This window comes from Novosphingobium acidiphilum DSM 19966, from assembly GCF_000429005.1.
GTDB classification, from domain to species: domain Bacteria; phylum Pseudomonadota; class Alphaproteobacteria; order Sphingomonadales; family Sphingomonadaceae; genus Novosphingobium; species Novosphingobium acidiphilum.
In genome coordinates, this window is the sequence record NZ_AUBA01000007.1 from 90,559 (window position 1) to 109,105 (window position 18,547).

The 18,547-nt window shown below is 65.9% G+C and carries 15 protein-coding genes; 9 read left to right on the plus strand and 6 right to left on the minus strand.

The window, feature by feature from the left end; genetic code table 11:
* Positions 1–69: 69 nt before the first annotated feature.
* A complete protein-coding gene (locus tag G404_RS18495; RefSeq protein WP_051280374.1) occupies positions 70–4,068 on the minus strand; it encodes a non-ribosomal peptide synthetase in 3,999 nt (1,332 codons plus the stop codon).
* A gap of 147 nt (positions 4,069–4,215) precedes the next feature.
* On the opposite strand from G404_RS18495, the gene G404_RS0108050 reads away from it, so the two are divergent.
* Positions 4,216–4,788 carry an NnrU family protein gene (locus G404_RS0108050; protein ID WP_028640629.1) on the plus strand — a complete coding sequence of 191 codons (573 nt, stop codon included), beginning with the start codon at positions 4,216–4,218 and terminating at the stop codon, positions 4,786–4,788.
* A 16-nt stretch (positions 4,789–4,804) separates the two neighbouring features.
* Here G404_RS0108050 and G404_RS0108055 read toward each other — a convergent pair whose 3' ends face one another.
* Genes G404_RS0108055 through G404_RS0108065 form a run of 3 tightly spaced genes read right to left on the minus strand, consistent with a single transcriptional unit; the run spans position 4,805 to position 7,862 of the window.
* Complete coding sequence (locus tag G404_RS0108055) at positions 4,805–5,923, minus strand: chitobiase/beta-hexosaminidase C-terminal domain-containing protein (RefSeq protein WP_051280376.1); 1,119 nt, start codon at positions 5,921–5,923, stop codon at positions 4,805–4,807.
* A 2-nt stretch (positions 5,924–5,925) separates the two neighbouring features.
* Entirely contained in the window at positions 5,926–6,921 is a 996-nt protein-coding gene (locus G404_RS18500; RefSeq protein ID WP_211230748.1) for an MBL fold metallo-hydrolase, read from the minus strand.
* Positions 6,918–7,862: an alpha/beta fold hydrolase gene (locus G404_RS0108065; protein WP_051280404.1), complete on the minus strand. Its 945-nt coding sequence runs from the start codon at positions 7,860–7,862 to the stop codon at positions 6,918–6,920. Before G404_RS0108065 ends, G404_RS18500 begins: the two co-directional genes overlap by 4 nt.
* A gap of 158 nt (positions 7,863–8,020) precedes the next feature.
* Here G404_RS0108065 and G404_RS0108070 point away from each other — a divergent pair, with 158 nt between their 5' ends.
* Together G404_RS0108070 and G404_RS0108075 are read left to right on the plus strand one after the other, a co-directional pair.
* Positions 8,021–9,442, plus strand: a complete 1,422-nt coding sequence (locus G404_RS0108070) for a purine-cytosine permease family protein (RefSeq protein WP_036520825.1) — start codon at positions 8,021–8,023, stop codon at positions 9,440–9,442.
* Positions 9,439–10,509, plus strand: coding sequence for an alpha/beta fold hydrolase (locus G404_RS0108075; protein ID WP_028640633.1), 1,071 nt, complete (start codon positions 9,439–9,441; stop codon positions 10,507–10,509). The genes G404_RS0108070 and G404_RS0108075 overlap by 4 nt, the downstream gene beginning before the upstream one ends.
* Here G404_RS0108075 and G404_RS18505 read toward each other — a convergent pair.
* A complete protein-coding gene (locus G404_RS18505; protein WP_051280380.1) occupies positions 10,475–11,683 on the minus strand; it encodes an MFS transporter in 1,209 nt (402 codons plus the stop codon). The genes G404_RS0108075 and G404_RS18505 overlap by 35 nt on opposite strands.
* Positions 11,680–12,654: a GlxA family transcriptional regulator gene (locus G404_RS0108085; RefSeq protein WP_028640634.1), complete on the minus strand. Its 975-nt coding sequence runs from the start codon at positions 12,652–12,654 to the stop codon at positions 11,680–11,682. Before G404_RS0108085 ends, G404_RS18505 begins: the two co-directional genes overlap by 4 nt.
* A gap of 172 nt (positions 12,655–12,826) precedes the next feature.
* Between G404_RS0108085 and G404_RS0108090 the strand changes: the two genes are divergently transcribed.
* From G404_RS0108090 to G404_RS0108115, 6 genes are all read left to right on the plus strand, one after another.
* The gene (locus G404_RS0108090) at positions 12,827–13,918 is read left to right on the plus strand and encodes a TauD/TfdA family dioxygenase (RefSeq protein WP_028640635.1); all 1,092 of its coding nucleotides are present in this window, start codon (positions 12,827–12,829) and stop codon (positions 13,916–13,918) included.
* 14 nt (positions 13,919–13,932) lie between these two features.
* Entirely contained in the window at positions 13,933–14,496 is a 564-nt protein-coding gene (locus G404_RS0108095) for an HD domain-containing protein (RefSeq protein ID WP_036520829.1), read from the plus strand.
* A 5-nt stretch (positions 14,497–14,501) separates the two neighbouring features.
* Positions 14,502–15,692 (plus strand): TauD/TfdA family dioxygenase, encoded by a 1,191-nt coding sequence (locus G404_RS0108100; protein WP_028640637.1) that lies wholly within the window; start codon positions 14,502–14,504, stop codon positions 15,690–15,692.
* Positions 15,692–16,429 (plus strand): class II aldolase/adducin family protein, encoded by a 738-nt coding sequence (locus tag G404_RS0108105; protein ID WP_036520779.1) that lies wholly within the window; start codon positions 15,692–15,694, stop codon positions 16,427–16,429. The genes G404_RS0108100 and G404_RS0108105 overlap by 1 nt, the downstream gene beginning before the upstream one ends.
* A 169-nt stretch (positions 16,430–16,598) precedes the next feature.
* Positions 16,599–17,516: a 2-hydroxyacid dehydrogenase gene (locus G404_RS0108110; protein WP_028640639.1), complete on the plus strand. Its 918-nt coding sequence runs from the start codon at positions 16,599–16,601 to the stop codon at positions 17,514–17,516.
* A 50-nt stretch (positions 17,517–17,566) separates the two neighbouring features.
* Positions 17,567–18,544, plus strand: a complete 978-nt coding sequence (locus G404_RS0108115; protein WP_028640640.1) for an MBL fold metallo-hydrolase — start codon at positions 17,567–17,569, stop codon at positions 18,542–18,544.
* The last annotated feature ends 3 nt before the right edge of the window (positions 18,545–18,547 follow it).

Below are 18,547 nucleotides of genomic sequence, written 5' to 3' on the forward strand. Positions count from 1 at the left end.
ATACCGGGGCAGTGGCGATGTCAGTGCCATTTTGCGAAATGGCACATCCATTTTACGACATCGCCGCGATCAGTCGGTTTCCTGGCCCACCGCGCGCGATGGCACGCCCTGATAACGCACACCGGGCAAGAGATGTTCGCGCTTCATGATGACGCTGCCCGCGCCGACATGCGTGCGTTGATCGATCACCGCGCCATACAACGGCACCGTGCCGCGCGCGAGTGTCGCACCCGCGCCGATCCGCACGCGATCGACCTTGAGCACGCGATCTTCGAAGGTGTGCGCCTGAAAAAACGCGGCGACCGTGGCGCCATCGCCCACTTCGATCATGTCGGGATCGACCACTTGCGCAAATTGCGGCCCCAGCACCGCGCGACGCCCGATTTTCAGGCCCATCGCGCGCAGATAGACCGGCAGCAGGAACGTGCCGTCGAGCCGACGCAGGATCGGCGTGGCCCAGCGCGCCCACGCCACATAGACATAATCCCACCGGCTGCACCAGCACGACCACAGCGCATGCTGCCCCGGCTTGACCCGCCCGATCAGCGCCCATTTCAACGCCAGCACCGCCACGCACAGCGCCACCAGCGGCATCAGCGACACAGCCGGGATCACCACCAGCGCATAGACCACAGGCGACACCGCGCCGGCCAGATCGGTCAGCGCGCGATACCACAGCGCGGTCAGCACGACCGGCAACACCGGCAGGACAAACCGCGCCAGTTCCCAGAACAGCCGGCTGGCATAACGCAGGGCCGAAGGATCGAGTGTCAGGCTGCGATCGACCACCACCACTTCGCGCCGCGGCAGATCGAATGCGGGATGGCCAAAGCGCGCCTGATGCGATGCGATATCAGCGGCGCAGGCCGGCGTGGCGATGCCGATCAGGATGTGATCGGGCAAGTCCTCGCCCGGCGGGATCACCACGTGATTGCCCAGAAACGTATTCCGACCCAGCCGCGTATGCGCCAGCCGCACCGCACCGTGGCGCACGGTGCCGCCCCCCAGATAGATGCCATCGGCAAAGAAGGTTTCGGCGCCGATCGTCACCAGTTCGGGCACGACATCGGTGATCGTGCTGATTTCGCACTTGGGGCCGATGTCCATGCCCGCCAGGCGCAGCCAGCGCGGCCAGAACAGCGTGCCGGTCAGCCATTCGCCCGACATCCGCAGCAGCCCCGCCTTGAGCCACGCGCGCAGATAGGCCAGGCTCCAGCGCGACGCCACGCCCGGCTTTACGCGCCCCATCAACCGCATGACCAACGCGGTCCACAGCAGCGTCGTCGGCACCGACACCACGGTCAGCAGCACCACCACCAGCCCGGCGCGGCTGGCGAAATCGGGATGCCAGGCCCAGCGCCACAGATCGGCCGCGCGCGTTCCGGTCAGCGCGCACAACGCCACGGCCAGGATTTGGGTCGGCAGCACCGCGGCAAAGCCCAATGCCGCCTCGGCCAGCATGGCGGCCAGGTCCCACAGCCAGTGCGGCAGTCCATCGCCCGGGGATGCAGGCGCCGCCGGCGCATGGCCCGCAGGCCGTGCGGGCACGCCGTCCCACAGTTCACCCGCAGGGATCGTCATGCCCGGATTGAGCACCGACAGCGCGCTCAGCATGCTGTCGGCACCCATCCGGCACCAACCGCCGATTTCGGCGCGGGTCAGCAGCGTCGACCCGGTTTCCAGCGTTATCGGCCCGATCACCACATCGCCACGGTCAAGATCGGCAAGCCCGAGCATCGCGTCCTGGCCGATGGCCACGCCATCGCCGATATCAAGCAGATCCCAGCCGCCGCGTGCCAGATCCACGCCGCGATGGATATGCACGCCGCGCCCGATCCGCGCGCCCAGCGCGCGCAGGATCATCACCTGCAACCCCGATCCCTGCAACAGGGGCCACGGGATCAGCCGCACCGCAGCCACCACCACCCAGTGGCGCAGATACCAGGCGCTCCACACCCGCGCGCGGATCGGGCGATAACGCCCGATCAACACCCGCTTGACGATGACCGCAAACACCACCGACACCGGCAGATAAACCGCAAGTCCGGCAAGGCCGATCAGCGGTGCCGCAATCACGAACCCGACCGGCCCCAGTCCGGCATAGACCAGCGGCAACAGGCGAAACGCCATGCCCCAGCCCAGCCAGCTGCCAATGCACAATTCCAGCCCAAGCCAGCCCAGTTGCACCGCATTGGCCAGACCCACGCGCACCGTGCCTTCGCGCGGCACATCGAGTTCGGCCGGCCGATCAGGCCCGTCTTCGACCAGGGCATGCGCGGCACTGGCCAGCGCGCGTACGGTGCGCGCCTCGTAGATATCGCTGACCGTTACCCATTGCGTGCGCGGATCGTCGCGCAACAGCGTGACAAGCAATGCGGCGCTCAGCGAATCGCCCGCCAGATCGGCAAAGAAATCGTCCTCGACCGACACGCCGCCAGTGCGGCGCAGCACATCGGCCATGGCATGCGCGATCAGGTGCTCCATTTCGCCGACCGGCGCGATCATCGGCCGTTCGCCCGCGGTTTCTGCCAACGCCAGCACGGGCAGGCGCGCGCGATCAAGCTTGCCGCCCACGGTGGTCGGCAGCGCCGCGATCGTACCGATCTGCACCGGCACCATATAGGCGGGCACCTGCTTGGCGAGCACCGCGCGCAACAGATCGGGCTGCGGCGGACGTGCCGGATCGGCGGGCACGACAAAGCCGACCAGGTCCTGCCCCGCACCGTGGGGCTGCATGCGCACCGCAGCGGCGCGTACGCCATCGAGCGCTGCCAGCCGCGCCTCGATCTCGCCCAGTTCGACGCGATAGCCCCTGATCTTGACCTGCGCGTCGATCCGGCCGTGGTAATACATCACCCCGGCGTCGTCACAATCGACCAGATCACCGGTGCGATAGATCCGGCCAAAACGCGGATGATCCAGGAATTTTTCGGCGGTCAGGTCATCGCGATGGCGATAACCGCGCGCCACGCCCGCCCCGCCGATGCACAATTCGCCGCGCGCACCGGCGGCCACTTCGTTCAGCGCCTCGTCCAGCACCCACGCCGCCATGCCCGGCACCGGTCGCCCGATCCCGACCTCGTGCCCCGGCACCACATCGCAGCGCAGGCACGTCACCGCGCATTCAGTGGGGCCATAGCCATTGACCATGCGGCGCCCCGCAGCCCACAGATCGGCCAGATCCTGCGGCAAAGCCTCTCCGCCGACATACAGCAGACGCAGATCGGGCAGCAGACGCTGCGGATCGGCACACCCCGAAGACCGCAGCAGTGTCGGCGGCGGGCAGAACACCGTCACGCGTTCGGCCTGCAACCACCCGATGATATCGGGGCCCAGACGCGCGGCGGCATCGTCCATCACCACCAGCGTTGCGCCGCTGGCCAGCGCCAGCCACACTTCTTCGAGCGAACTGTCGTAGGCGCTTGATGACCCCTGCACCACGCGGTCATCCGGACCGAGCGCAAATTCGGCCAGATCCGAGGCGACCAGGTTGGCAATGTTGCGATGCTCGATCTGCACGCCTTTGGGTTTGCCCGTGGTGCCCGAGGTGTAGATCACATAGGCCAGGCGATCGGGCGCGACATCGGTGGGCAACCCCGCACCGGGCGCCGCGCCATGCGCCAGCGCCTCGGCATCGATAACCAGCCCCGGCGCCAGGCCCAGCCGATCGAGCCGGTCCAGCCCTGCAGCATCGGCCAACACCGCCACCGGCATCGCATCGTCCAGAATTTCGGCCATGCGTTCATCGGGAAATGCGGGATCAAGACAGGTAAACGCCCCGCCCGCCTTCAGCACGCCGATCTGCGCCGCATACAGCAAGGGCGATGTGCGCCCGATCAGCAGCGCAACCACCGCCTCACCCGCGATGCGCGGCACCAGATGCTGCGCAATCCGGTCGGAAAACGCATCAAGTTCGCCATAGGTCAGGGTCTGGCGCTGGGTGCGGCCGCGTCCAGGCGGCACATCGATCGCCACAGCGGTCCGATCGCGCGCAACCGGCCCCGCCAGAAAGGCGTGCAGCAGACCGCACGAGGCTTGACCCGCGTTGAGACGTTCGACTGAAAGCATGTGACCCTGAACACCCTTGTTGTCCGGCGTTCGGTCGCCTTGATCCGTTTGTCAACCCGACCGCGCTGCAATCCGGTGAGCAACGCCCGGGCCTTGACCCGGGGACCATCGCGGCAGATGGTCCGCACCAGACAAGGGGGGGCGATCATGGCTTGGCTGATTGCAGGACTGGTGCTGTTTTTGGGCGCGCATTCGGTGCAGATCTTTGCCGGAGGCTGGCGCGCGCGTGCTATCGCGCGGCTGGGCAAAGGGCCGTGGATGGGGCTTTACACGCTGGTGTCGCTCGCCGGACTGGTGCTGATCGGCCACGGCTATGGCCTGACGCGTGGCGCCGCGCCGTTGTGGATGCCGCCAAAGGGATCGGCCCATGCCACGTTCGGGCTGGTGTGGCTGGCATTCATCCTGGTGGTCGCGGCGTATTGGCCGGGCAACCATATCAAGCATTGGCTGCGCGATCCGATGGTTGCGGGCGTCGGACTGTGGGCGCTGGGCCATCTGCTGGTCAATGCGACGCCTGCCGCGCTGTTGCTGTTCGGCGGATTTCTGGCCTGGGCGATCATCGATTTCGTGTCGCTGCGCCTTCGCGGATCATCGCGCGGCGCCGCGCCGAAGGCGATCAACACCGTGCTGGTGGTGATCACCGGAACGGTGCTGGCCTGGGTATTTGCGCATGTCCTGCATCTGTGGCTGATCGGGGTTTCGCCGTTCGCCACGATGTAAGCGCGGATTTACACGCTCAGTTTGCGTAAATCCGCACGTATTTGACCACCATCTCCGATGGCCAGGGCGTCGTGCCATCGGGCGGTCCGGGCCAGGCGCCGCCGACCGCCAGATTGAGCAGGATGAAATTGGCCTGACCGTTGTCAAACGGCCAGACCCCGCCGTTCAGCGCGGTGACTTGCGCGGCGGTGTATGTGGCATAGACGTTTGCGGGATCATCAACGTAAAACGCCACCTGCTGCGGCGACCAGACCATGCCATAGGCATGCAGCCCCGCCGCGGTCTGCCCGGCGGGAAACCGGTATTGGGTCGAAGGGTCGGCACCAGGGCTGTGCAGCGTTGCGGCGATCACGTCGGGCGTGGTCGCCGCGTTGACATGCTCCATCACGTCCTGTTCGCCGCTGGCAGGCCATCCGGCGGTGGCGATGGAATTGCCCAGCGTCCAGATCGCGGGCCACAGCCCCTGTGCTTCGGGCACGCTGGCCATGACCTCAAGCCGGCCATAGCGGAAACTGAACAGACCCTGCGTCTTCAACCTGGCCGACGTGTAGACACCCGCCGACGGATTGCGCGCGACGATATGCAGCCCGTCGCCGCCGACCCAGGCATTGGGGGCGGTCGCCTGGCAGGGCGCGGCATTGCTGCCCGCCGCGCAATAGGTTTCCAGTTCGCTGTTGCCAAAGCCGCTGTTGCCGGTGTCATACGTCCACACCGCAGCATCGGGCGCGATCGGGCTGCCGCTGGTGTTGGCAAATTCGTCCGACCAGACCAGCGTGCCCGATGGCACCGTCACGGTCAGGCTTTGCGTGGCAACCGCGCTGGTGTTCAGGCCCGAGGCCATGGCGACGGCTTGCACCGTCTGGCTTGACGTTACCAGGAACGGCGCCTGATATTGCGGCGAAGCGCTGGTCGGGGTGGTTCCGTCGGTGGTGTAATGGATCGTGGCGCCGGTTGTCGTGCTCGACAAGGACACCACCACCGCCCCGCCCAGCGCAGCGCTGGTACCAATGCGCGGCGCAGCCGCAGCATTCACCGCCGGTGCCACGGGCGTGGCGGGCGATCCGTCGGTGCTGCCGCCGCCACAGCCGCCCAGCACCAGCACACCTGCCAGCAGGGGCACAAATCTGCGCCGCATGATCACGGTTCCCGGCCGAAATCGGGCAAAGCGCGATCCTTCCACACCGACGCCACTTTGCCCAGGTTCTCCTTGTGCGCGTCGCGATAGGCCCACCACAGGGTGACCGTGCCATCGCGCACGCCTTGTTCGATATAGCGATCGATCGGCTGGGTCAGGTAATCGGCATCGTGCGCATGTTCGACCATGCGGCGCAGATAGGCGCGGGTGAAATCGATCAGCGCGGGTCTATAGCCGCCTTTGGCAATCACGTCCGGGTTGCCGTGGTTGGGCAGGATACGGTCAAACCCCCATTGCTTCATCGCCGCCAGATTGCGCAAGTGTTCGGGGATCTGCGCGGGTTCGGAAATGAACGTCACCGTGTCTTCCAGCGTGTCGCCGGCCAGCAGCAGATGATCTGCGGGCAGCAGGATCACCAGCCCGTCGGCGGAATGGATATTGACCGGGCGCAGTTCGACGCGGATGTCGCCCACATAATACGTGGTGTCGGCGGCAATCGCCACATCGGGGATCACCAGCGGGGTGATTGCGGGTGGGCCTGAATCGGTGCCCGCTTCTATTGCGGCCTTGTGCTCCACCAGTTTCTGCCGGGTGCGCGCGGTGGCGATCACATCGCTGTCGGCATAGACCGCATTGCCGCCGACATGGTCGAGGTGCCAGTGGCTGTTGACCAGCACGAAATGCCGCACGCCCGCCTTTTGCAGGTAATCGCGCACCCATTGCGCCTGCCGCACGCCGGGAAACGCGTCATAGACCAGCGCACAATCGCCGCGCACCACGGCATAGGTTGCCACGCCGACGTTGTTCGCGCCGAAATCGGCCCAGTTGGTGTCACCCGGCGGTACCGATGCCTCGTCCGGCCGCCCGTCATAGAAACACAACAGGTGATCGTTGATGCGAAACACCCGCATGGTCATCGGCGCAGCGCTGGCGGTGGTGTGGCCTGTGCAGACCAGCGCCAGCAGGATCAGCGCGCCCAGTGTCGACCGCACGGTCATGATGCCGTCTGCGCGATCACGCCGGCGATCCATTGCGCGGTCTGCTGCGGATGGACAAACGGCAGCATGTGCCCGCCGTCCATCAGCGTGCAGCGCGCCCCCGCCACCTGGTCGACAAAGGCCCGGCCATGCAGGTCCGGCGGCAGAATCTGATCGCCTGTGCCGAACAAGACGTGCACCGGGCGCGCGATCGCGCCATAGCCGGCCACCAGTGCAGGCATCACATCGGGCACCGATTGCGCATCCTGCGATGCCGCATCGAACGTGTCCGGCCGGAACAGCAACGCGCCGCCACCGGTGCCTTCAAAGCTGGCGGGCACCGCATCGGGGGCAAAGGCGGGCAATGCGCGCGCACGCCCCGCCAGCAGCCCTGCCGGGCCGATCACCAGCCACGCGAACACCCGGCGCAGCAGCGCCGAACGGATCATCAACGTGCGGAACTGCGCCGGCACCGCGGTAATCGGCTGGGTCAGCGGGGCGATCAGCGCCAGCGCCGAGACCAGATCGGGCCGCGCCTGCACAAATGCCAGCGACAGCGCCCCGCCCAGCGAATGGCCCACCAGCGTCACCGGCCCCGTATCGAGCGCATCGACCAGTGCTGCAATCATCGCCGCCTGGCCGTGCAGATCGGGGATCGCGCCTGCGGCGGTCGAATACCCCGCTCCGGGCCGGTCGACCGCGATCACCCGGTGCCGCTGCGCCAACCGGGCGACCAGTTCGGGCGCGAAATTGCGCAAGTTTCCGCCCAGACCGTGGATCAGCACCAGCGCCGGGCCGCTGCCCTGATCGGTGTAATGCAGCCGTCCACCCGGCACATCGCGATACTGCCCCTGCGGCGGTGCGATCCGTTCGGCACGGCGCACGGCGCTGCGCGTAACCAGCGGCAGCGCACAGCCCACGCCCACAGCGACCAACGCCATCCCGATCCCAAGTCCTGCCATGTTCGCCCCTTGACCCCCAAACGCCTCGTTGCGTGCACCATAGCCAAGGATCGGCGCATGGCCACACCCCGACAGGGCCTTTTTCCCCACCCCCTTCCCCCTGGCATCGCAGTCGGGCATGAACCTGCAAGGGATCCCGTTCGTGCAAGAGGGCGTTGATGAAGCTCGTTGAAAGCCATGCCATCGATTATGTTCCGCTGAAGGAACGCCATGGCAAAGTCTGGCACTTGTGGCCGATCTGGTTCGCCGGCGATGCGCACCTCGCCACTTTGGCAACCGGCGCGATCGGTATGCCGCTGGGTCTGGGATTTGGCTGGTCGGTGCTGGCGATTGTTACAGGCTGTGCCCTTGGCACCTTGTTCATGGCATCGCATTCCAGCCAGGGCCCCGAACTCGGGCTGCCGCAGATGATCCAGTCGCGCCCGCAGTTCGGTTACCAGGGTGCATTGCTGGTGTGGTGTTTCGCGCTGGTGACGTATGTCGGCTATACCGTGTTCAACGAAGTGGTGTTTGGCGTGGCGGTGGCAGACCTGACCGGCACGCACCTGTCCCAAGGCGCGCTGGTGGCGATCTATGCCGCGTTCAGCCTGGCGGCGCTGGTGTTTGCCGTGGCCGGGTACGACATGATCCATCTTGCGCAGCGCACGCTGGCCACGGTGGTGATCGTGGCACTGCTGGTCTACACCATCGGCGTTGGCGTGATCGGTCATGGCATGGCGCAACTGACCATGGGCAAATGGGCGACGATCCCGTTTCTGGTGCAGTTTTTCGCGGTGGCCGGGTATCAATTGTCGTGGTCGATCTATGTGTCCGACTATTCACGATATCTGCCGCGCGACGTGGGGGTAAAGGCGTCGTTCTGGTGGACATTCATCGGCGCGTTCATCGGCGGGGCGTGGATGATGCTGGTCGGCGATGTGGCGGTGGCGATCTTTCCGGGGCGCGAGATCGTCGGCGCGGTGCTCGATACCGGCAATCTGGTGTGGCGCGGGTTTGGCCCGCTGCTGATCGTGCTGTCGTCGCTGTCGCTGGTGACGATCACCACGCTCAATCTCTATGGCGGGTCGCTGACGCTGCTGTCGATCATCGACAGTTTTCACCATGTGCGCAATCCGGGGCGGGCGCGGCTGATCGCGCTGGTCGTGCTGGGGATCGTGTCGACCTGGCTGTCGGCGCTGGCGGGCGCGAATATCCAGAAACTGATCGAAGACCTGCTGTCGGTGCTGATCTATCTGTTCACGCCATGGACCGCGATCAATCTGGTCGATTTCTTCTTTGTGCGGCACGGGCATTATTCGGTGCGCGAAATCTTCAACCCCGACGGGATCTATGGCCGCTGGAACTGGCGCGGGATCGGTGCCTATGTCATCGGGTTCGTGGCGATGGTGCCGTGCTTTTCCACCCCGGTCTATCAAGGCTGGGTGGCGCAGCATCTGGGCGGGGCGGATATCTCGATGCTGATCGGATTGCCGGTGGCCGGGCTGGTGTATTACCTGTCGTGCCAATCGATCGACCTTGCGGCCGAACGCGCGCAGATCGTTCGCGCCGACGCGGGCCTGGAACCGGAGTATGGGGCATGATCGCACGCGCCGTGCTGTTGTCGCTGCTGCTGGCCGCGCCGGCGCTGGCCGAGCCGCCCAGCGTGGCGCACCTGCCCCCGTTGCAGACCCGGTTCGATCCGATCGGACCGCCGGTTGCAGCATTGCCCGGGCCGCACGGCCGCATGCTGCACTATGCCGACACGGCCCAGGCCGACACCGCCGAGGCCGGATGGCGGCCGGTGGTCTATATCGGCGGCACCGGCACCAGCGCGCGCGCCATGCTGATGACCGGTTATCTCGAAACGCTGCGCAGGCAGTTGCACATCCGCCTGATCAGCGTGGAGCGCAACGGGTTTGGCGACACCGCCTATGACCCGGCCTGGAGCCTGGCCGACTATGCCGATGATCTGCGCACGGTGCTCGACCACCTGGGCGTTGCGCGGTTTGCGGTCGTGGCGATCTCGGGCGGCGGGCCTTATGCCGCGCATGTTGCCGCAGCGATGCCCGACCGGCTGATCTCGCTGCACTTTGCCGCGGCGCTGGCCGACCGGCCGGTGGGCGATGACATGAATTGCGATCTGACCACCGCACAGTTGTCAAAGGCTTTGGGGCCTGCCGTCATCAACCCGCAGATCTGGTGGGGCTTTCCCGACACCAGCCCGACCCGCGCCATTCCGGGCTTTGCCGAGCGTGCCTTTGACGAGGGTGCACGCGCCTTTTTCATTCGCGGGCAGATGGGCGACGCCGCACCCGAAGCCGCCGAAATGCAGCGCTATTGCCACGCGAAACTGGCCGATCTGGGCCCCGCGCTGGCCAAAGTGACCGCGCCGGTGTTCACCTATTACGGCCTGGCCGATCACACCGTCAGCCCGGTCAATGCGCAATTCTGGCAAAAGCGGCTGGGCGGGCCGGTGATGGCACGCGCCTATCCCGACGAAGGCCACGATGTGCAATATCGCCACTGGGACCAGATCCTGATCGATCTGTCGGGGCTGGCCGGAACCGGCCCGCAGGCGCGCACACTGGTGTGCGTCAACGGCAGGGCAACGCTTTCGCGCAGCCCTGCCAAAATCAGCGGGCTGTGCCTGTGGCAGGCACCGCGCTGATCGCATCCTTGCGCAAGCCGGCCTGAAACCACACGATCAGGCCGACGGCCATCGCACAGGTCGCCATGCCCAGGCACCCGACCAGCGCATAGCCCGAGGTTCTTTGTGCCATATATCCGGCAACCACCTGCCCCGCCGATTGCGCGACCAGCCAGGTGCCCGTGGTGCGCACCGCCAGCCGCCCGTGCGGATCGTGGGCATAGGCCAGGCCAAGCAGCAGCGGATACGTGATGTACCACGACACGTTGTAGATCTGCAGCGCCACGCCAAACACGATCTGGCTGTCAACCAGCGTCAGCACCGCGCACATCGTCCCGCAGGCCATCAGCGCCCATTCCAGCAGGCCACGCCGCCCCCCGCGCGCCAGAAACCAGCTGAGCGTAAAATTGCCCAGCGAGCTCAGCACCATCGACAACGCCGAATAGAGGCCATACGTCGTATCGGGCAAATGAATGGCATGCGCCGCGCGCTCCATGAACGGCCAGATCGCCATCGTGCCGAACGCAAACAGCGCCATCGCGGCCAACACCGGCCAACCGCCCGGCGCGATCGGCGGCACGGCCTGGGCGGCCTGCGCGCTGCTGTCGGCACGGGCATCGGTCAGCGCAAACATGCCCAGCGCCAGCGTGCCCGAAACCATGCCAAGCGCGACAAAGATCGCGGCCACCCCGCCCACCAGCCCGATGCGCGGCACCGCGATATTGAGCAAGGCATACAGGATAACCTGCAAGGCAATCCCGAGCGAAATCGCACGCTCGGGCTGGCTGCTGCGCCCGGCGGCAACATTCACCGCGGTGTTGAGCGTGCCATAGCCAAAACCGGTGGCCAGACGGCTGAGCAGCAGAAGCGGCCAGAACCCGGTCAATGCCGAGGCCAATTGTGCTCCGACAATCAGCCCGCTGGCCACCAGCGCCATGCGCCGCGGGCGAAACGCGTGCGCGCGCGGGGCAAACAGGAACATCGCGCCGGCGAACGACAGCGTTTCGACCGAGGCGAACCAGCCCATCAGGAACTGGCCAAAGCCATAACGATCCATCAGCCCGCCAACCAGAAACGGCGTATAGATGATGCCCATGTGCGCCGCACAACTCGTTGCAGCGATCCCCAGGCACAGCATCAGCGGCAGGTTCGCCGCAACACCACTGGCGCGCGGGGCAATCTGGGAAGAGGTCACACCGGCATCCTTGTTTTGCGGCCACGTTCACCCCCGGGTGGACGGCCGAATTTCTGCGCATAGGCGCGCGCCATCGCGCTTTTCGACGAAAACCCGGTTGCCACGGCCACTTCGATCAGCGGCAGGCCGGTATCGGCCAGCAGCCGCTGCGCACGGTCGAGCCGCAGATTGCGGTAATAGGCCGCCGGACCCACACCGAACTGGGTGGTGAACAGCCGTTCGAGCTGACGACGGGTGATCCCGGCCGCAACCGCCAATTGCTCCAGCGCCACCGGGTTTTCAATGTCTGCCTCCATCCGCGCAATCACCTTGACCAGGCGCGGATCGCGCGTGCCGATGCGCGATCCGATATCGGCGCGCTGGCTTTCTTCGTGGGGTCGGATGCGGCTGTGGATGAACTGATCGGACACTGCACGCGCCAGTGCCGGCCCCTGGCGCCAGGCGATGCGTTCCAGCATCATGTCGATGGCGGCAGTGCCCCCGGCGCAGGTGAACAGCCGCTCGCCCAGGCAGTACAGGTCTTCGGTCACGCGCACAGCGGGGTAATCCTCGCGAAAGGCGGGTACCGCCTCCCAATGCAGGGTGACGGGCTGGTCGCCGATCAGCCCGGCTTCGGCCAGCAGATAGACCCCGGTGTCCAGCGCGCCCAGTGCCGCCCCCTTGCGCGCCATGCGCCGCAGCGATGCCACCAGCGCGCGGCTGATCCCCCGGCGCGGATCGAACCCTGCGCAGACGATCAGCGCCGAGGCATTTTCATCCAGCGGTCCATCGACCGCCACCTGCAGCCCGCACGATGCGGCCACCGGTTGACCATCGGCCGAAAACAGCCGCCACGCAAACACCGGCCGCTGCGCCAGCCGGTTGGCCACCCGCAAGGGTTCCATCGCCGCGACAAAGCCCATCGCGGAAAACCCCGGCACCAGGTAAAAGCAATAGGTTTCCTGCCCCAGCGGGGCAAAAGCGGCATTCATGGCGCGCAGACAAACACAGATTTGCCCAAGTGCAAAACCCGTTTTCACTAATGCTGCGCGGCGCGACGCTGTCGCAAAATGAGTCCACGATGTCGCAAAGCTGTCAATGTCGGCCCATTTCGCGGCTAGACTGCCGATGACACGGCTCGACTCAAACCAAGGTGCGCAACCCATGGATCTGACCATCACCGACCGGGGGCTGTTGCAAGTTGCCCAGCGTGGCGGCCCACCCGTGCTGCTGCATCCGGTGTGGCTGCGCGAACGGCTGCCCGATGCGGCCGTGCTGGACCCGCGCACCGGGCAACGGCTGCAGGAAGCCGCCGAAACACCGCGCGATTTGCGCGTGGTCAGCGCCGAACCCGATGGCACGATCGCGTTTTCCGACGGATTTGCCACCCGTCTGCCAAGCGACTGGCTGACCAACGCGATCGCCACCTGCCCTGCCGCCGGGCACCACGTGCATTGGGATGCAACGCTTGACCGGGGCCGGTTTCCGGCCGCCGATCTGGCCGATCTGCGCGCCGATCCGGCGGCGTTGTCAGCACTGCTCGAAGAGCTTGATGCCTATGGCTTTGCGGTGGTGCGCGGCGTGCCGATCGAAATGGATGGCGGGCTTGCGCTGGCCGGCCTGATGGGCCCGATCCGCATCACCAACTGGGGCGGCATGGCCGATGTCAAGGCGATCCCCAACGCCTATGACCTGACGATGACCCCGCGCCATCTCGAACCGCACAGCGACAATCCGTATCGCGATCCGGTGCCCGGCTATATTCTGCTGCACTGCCTTGAAAACGATGCCGATGGCGGCGATTCGACGCTGGTCGACGGGTTTCATGCCGCGGCGATCCTGCGCCGCGACGATCCGGCCGGCTTTGCCACGCTGGCCAGCACCGATGTCACGTTCCGCTATCGCGACGACACCGCGTTTCTGGAACACCATGCGCCGTTGATCGCGCGCAATGCGGCGGGCGATGTGGTGCAGATACGCTATTCCAACCGGACCGAGATGATCGGGCGGCTGCCGATCGACCGGCTGGATGCCTATTATGCCGCGCGTGCGGCGTTCTGGCAGCTGATCGCGCCGGCTTCGCCGCTGACGCTGCGGTTCCGGCTGCAACCGGGCGAATTGCTGATGATGGACAATTACCGCCTGCTGCACGGCCGCACCGGCTATACGCTGGCCACCGGATCGCGCCATATGCGCCAGTGCTATATGGACCGCGACACGGTGCAAAGCCGCCGCCGCCTGTTGCAGGTGGCATGATGGAAGGGGGCCCGATGTTCCGCCATTTCGACGAGGCTACGGCTGCGGACTGGAAACCGATCGATGAAAAATTCGTCGCGTTCCAGATGGGCATTGCGGGCCAGATGATCGCGCATCTGCAACTGCTCGCCACGCACGATCTGGGTTATCCGGTCGATCGCTATGTCCATTCGTTGCAGACCGCAACGCGCGCGCTGCGCGACGGGGCGGATGACGAAATGGTGGTCTGCGCGTTGTTGCACGACATTGGCGACACGCTGGCACCGGTCAACCACGGGCCGATGGCGGCGGCGATGCTGGCGCCGTATATTTCGCCGCTGAACGCCTGGATGATCGAACATCACGAGGAATTTCAGGGCTTTTTCTATGCCGAATATTTCGGCGGCGACAAGCATGCGCGCGATACTTACCGCGATCATCCGGCCTTTGCGCGCACCGCGCGGTTTACCGACGAATGGGACCAGAAGGCGTTCGATCGCGATTACGACACACTGCCGATCGAGACATTCCTGCCCGCGATGGAGCGCGTGTTTGCGCGCGAACCATGGGGCGATCATACCAAATCAAACGAGGGTTGAACGCGATGAGCACCGCACCGGATATTGTCGAGGACTGGCGCGTCTTTGCAACCGACCATCACCTGGCGCAGGTCGCGCTGGGCGATGACGATGCGGTGGTCACCTGGAGCGATGGCCGCGAAACGCCGCTGCACCGGTTTTTCCTGCGCGACAATTGCACCTGCGCGCAGTGTTATCTGCCGCTGACCCGCGAACAGCTGTTCGAAATCACCGATGCGCCCGCCGATCTGCGCTTTGCCGGCGCCGGCATCGATGCCGGCGGTGATCTGGTGGTCGACTGGTCCGACGGGCATGTCAGCCGCTATGCCCCGGGCTGGCTGCGCGAATGCGCGCCCGATGCCGTCAGCCGCGCCGAACGCCACGCCGACCGCGCGCGCCCGTTCATCTGGGGCAGCGAATATGCCGATGCGCTGAAATCGTTCGAATGTGCCGATATCATGGCCGATGATCACGTCCTGCTCGACTGGCTGGGCGCGCTGCGGTCGGCGGGCATGACATTGGTCAAAAACGTGCCCGTCGCGCACGAGGCTCTGCTGGCCCCGATCGCGCGCATATCGCACATTCGCGAAACCAATTTCGGCCGCGTGTTCGATGTGAAATCCAAGCCCCGCGCCGACAGCGCCGCCTACACCAGCGTCAATCTGCCGCCACATACCGATCTGCCGACGCGTGAATTGCAGCCCGGCCTGCAATTCCTGCACTGCCTGGTCAACGATGCGGTGGGCGGCGAATCGGTGTTTGTCGACGGCTTTGCCATTGCCGAGGCGATGCGGCGCGATCACCCGGCGCACTTCGCCACGATCACCACCACGCCGATGGCGTTCTGGAACCGCGACGATCGCACCGATTATCGCTGGACCGCGCCGCTGATCGCGCTGAACGCGGACGGCGATCTGGCCGAAGTGCGGTTTGCCAATTTCCTGCGCGGGCCGATCGACGCCCCGGCGGAACGCATGGACGCGATCTATGCGGCGCTGCGCCTGTTTCAGGCGATGTGCCGTGATCCGCGCTTTTTCATCGAACGCCGGCTGGCACCGGGCGACATGTGGGCGTTCGACAATCGTCGCGTGCTGCACGCGCGGCGCGAATTCGATCCGCAGACCGGCGAACGCCATTTGCAGGGGGCTTACGTCGATCGCGACGAGATCAATTCGCGCTGGCGCGTGCTGTCGCGTCAGTTGGGGGATCTGCGCTGATGGCCACGGCCGCCCGCCTTGACAATGCCGAACGCCAGGCGCGCCACGATCTGGCGGCGTGCTATCGCCTGGCGGCGAAGTACGGCATGACCGACACGATCTACACGCATATTTCGGCGCGCATTCCCGGCACCGAAGATATCCTGATCAACCGGTTCGGTGACCAGTTCCACGAAGTGACGGCGTCAAGCCTGGTGCGGTTCGGCATCCACGAAACGCCCCCCGCGCACAAGGTCAACCCCGCCGGAACCGTGATCCACACCGCGATCCATGCCGCACGCCACGATGTCGGCTGCGTGATGCACACGCACACCGTTGCCGGCATTGCCGTTGCCTGCCAGGCCGACGGACTGCTGCCGATCAGCCAGCACGCGCTGCAATTCTACAACCGCATCGGCTATCACGACTATGAAGGCATCGCGCTGCTTGAGGATGAAAAGCCCCGCCTGGTGCGCGACCTGGGCAGGCATGGCGCGCTGGTGCTGCGCAATCACGGGCTGCTGACCGCCTATGCCACGGTGGCCGAAACCTTTACCGCGATGCTGAACCTGGAAAATGCCTGCAAGATCCAGATCGCAGCGATGAGCGGCGGCGCACGTCTATACCCTGTGGCCGAACCGGTGCGCGAACTGACCGCGCGGCAAAACGAGAATTTCGGCGGCCAGGATACCGGTCTGCCCGAATGGATTGCGCTGCTGCGCGACCTGCAACGCACCGACCCCGATTTTGCCACGTGACATCCGCCCCGCCAGGGGGACAATCACCGCTTGAAAGGTGGTGGCGGGGCCTTGCCCCGCGCAACGCACCACGGCATCGTTGTGCCAGGACCGACCTCGGTTCCGCCATGCGGCCACCAGTCGGTGGCCTGGCCACCCTCCCCGGTCCGGGGACGAAAAGGCATCCAGAATGACCGAAAGCTTTGCCGTGCTTGCCGATTCCACCGACCTGCTGGTCGAAGCGTTTGCCCGCGCCGGCGCCGATGACGGCCTGATCACGCATTATCTGGGCCAACCCGACGAGCCGACGATGATCGCACGCACGCAAGGCTATGCGATGATCGTGGTCAACGAAAGCCGGGTCAGTGCAGCCGTGATGGATGCCAGCCCCGCGTTGAAACAGATCCTGTTCCTTGGCACGGGCGCCGCCAATTTCGTCGATCTGCCCGCGGCGGCCTCGCGTGGCATCCCGGTGCACACGATCAAGGGCTATGGCGATCGGGCCGTGGCCGAACACACGCTGGCGCTGCTGTTTGCGGTGTGGCGCGATATTGCATCGCAGGATGCCAGCGTGCGCGGCGGCGGCTGGGCCGGGGCGCCGCTGGGCGAACTGTACGGCAAGACCATCGGGCTGATCGGTGTTGGCGCGATCGGTGGCGAAGTGGCGCGGCTGGCGCTGGCACTGGGCATGCGCGTACTGGTCTGGGCGCGGCGCCCGGTCGACATTCCGGGAGTCGAACAGGTCGATCTCGACACGTTGCTGGCGCAGGCCGACATCGTTTCACCGCATCTGGCCTATACCGGGGAAACGGCAGGATTTCTCGATGCCCGGCGCCTGCGCCAGATGAAGCGCGGCGCGGTTCTGATCAACACCGCACGCGCCGAACTGACCGACGAAGCCGAAATTCTGGCGATGCTCGATGACGGTCATCTGGCAGGCGCGGGCCTTGATGTCTTTTCAAGCGAACCGTTGCCCGCACAGCACCCGTTGCGCACAGCGCCGCGCGCGGTCCTGACCCCGCACACCGGCTGGCAAAGCCCCGAAGCGGTCGCGCGCCTGATCGGGCAGGCGGTCAATATCCTGCGCCGCGAACACGCAGCCTTGTAATCGCGCACCTGTCGTCCCGGTATCGGGACCGCCCCGCAGACGGACATCCCATGCCCAAGAACCGCTATTACGACGGGCCGCCCAGCGACCATTTCGACGGTCGCTTTTTCAACAACGCGCCGCCCACCGCCGACAAGACGCTGGCCGATATCCGCCGCTGGCGCCGCACGTCGCAACGCACGCCCTGGCCGCAGCATGTGCCGGTGCACGCTGCGGTGCCCCACGCGCGCGTCGATGGCACCCGCGTTACACTGATCGGCCATGCCACCGTGTTGATCCAGACCGGCGGGCTGAACCTGTTGACCGACCCGGTGTGGTCAAGCAGGTGCAGCCCGGTGCAATTTGCCGGACCAAAGCGCGTCTGTGCGCCGGGTGTGCGGCTTGACGATCTGCCGCCGATCGATGCGGTGCTGTTAAGCCACAACCATTACGACCACCTCGACATGGCCACGCTGCGCAAGATCGTGGCGCACCACGATCCGCTGATCGTGACCCCGCTGGGCAACGACACGATCGTGCGCCGGGGCATTCCCAAGGCGCGGATCGTGACCGGCGACTGGTGGGATGCCCATCGCTTTGACAATGGCGTAACGGCGACCCTGGTGCCTGCGCAACACTGGTCGGCGCGCGGCGTCTATGATCGTCGCATGGCGCTGTGGTGCGGTTTTCACGTGCGCAGCGCCGATGCATCGGTCTATTTCGCGGGCGACACCGGCTATGGCGATGGCAGCCTGTTTCACACGATCCGCATGCGGCTTGGATCACCCGATCTGGCGCTGCTGCCGATCGGCGCCTATGCCCCGCGCTGGTTCATGCGCGATCAGCACACCGATCCGGACGAGGCGGTGCGCATCATGCTCGATCTGCAGGCCCGACACGCCCAGGCGATCCACTGGGGCGTGTTCCCGTTAAGCGACGAAGGCCGCGACGAACCCGTCCACGCGCTGGCCCGTGCCCTGGCCGAACACGCGATCGTGCCGGGCCGATTCCGCCATGACGAACCGGGGCACGCGATCGATCTGGCGTAACGA

What these genes read in the sequence shown, in the direction of transcription:
- G404_RS18495 (WP_051280374.1), bottom strand. Translation starts at nt 4,068, where the DNA reads ATGCTTTCAGTCGAACGTCTCAACGCGGGTCAAGCCTCGTGCGGTCTG.
- G404_RS0108050 (WP_028640629.1), top strand. Translation starts at nt 4,216, where the DNA reads ATGGCTTGGCTGATTGCAGGACTGGTGCTGTTTTTGGGCGCGCATTCG.
- G404_RS0108055 (WP_051280376.1), bottom strand. Translation starts at nt 5,923, where the DNA reads ATGCGGCGCAGATTTGTGCCCCTGCTGGCAGGTGTGCTGGTGCTGGGC.
- G404_RS18500 (WP_211230748.1), bottom strand. Translation starts at nt 6,921, where the DNA reads ATGACCGTGCGGTCGACACTGGGCGCGCTGATCCTGCTGGCGCTGGTC.
- G404_RS0108065 (WP_051280404.1), bottom strand. Translation starts at nt 7,862, where the DNA reads ATGGCAGGACTTGGGATCGGGATGGCGTTGGTCGCTGTGGGCGTGGGC.
- G404_RS0108070 (WP_036520825.1), top strand. Translation starts at nt 8,021, where the DNA reads ATGAAGCTCGTTGAAAGCCATGCCATCGATTATGTTCCGCTGAAGGAA.
- G404_RS0108075 (WP_028640633.1), top strand. Translation starts at nt 9,439, where the DNA reads ATGATCGCACGCGCCGTGCTGTTGTCGCTGCTGCTGGCCGCGCCGGCG.
- G404_RS0108085 (WP_028640634.1), bottom strand. Translation starts at nt 12,654, where the DNA reads ATGAATGCCGCTTTTGCCCCGCTGGGGCAGGAAACCTATTGCTTTTAC.
- G404_RS0108090 (WP_028640635.1), top strand. Translation starts at nt 12,827, where the DNA reads ATGGATCTGACCATCACCGACCGGGGGCTGTTGCAAGTTGCCCAGCGT.
- G404_RS0108095 (WP_036520829.1), top strand. Translation starts at nt 13,933, where the DNA reads ATGTTCCGCCATTTCGACGAGGCTACGGCTGCGGACTGGAAACCGATC.
- G404_RS0108100 (WP_028640637.1), top strand. Translation starts at nt 14,502, where the DNA reads ATGAGCACCGCACCGGATATTGTCGAGGACTGGCGCGTCTTTGCAACC.
- G404_RS0108105 (WP_036520779.1), top strand. Translation starts at nt 15,692, where the DNA reads ATGGCCACGGCCGCCCGCCTTGACAATGCCGAACGCCAGGCGCGCCAC.
- G404_RS0108110 (WP_028640639.1), top strand. Translation starts at nt 16,599, where the DNA reads ATGACCGAAAGCTTTGCCGTGCTTGCCGATTCCACCGACCTGCTGGTC.
- G404_RS0108115 (WP_028640640.1), top strand. Translation starts at nt 17,567, where the DNA reads ATGCCCAAGAACCGCTATTACGACGGGCCGCCCAGCGACCATTTCGAC.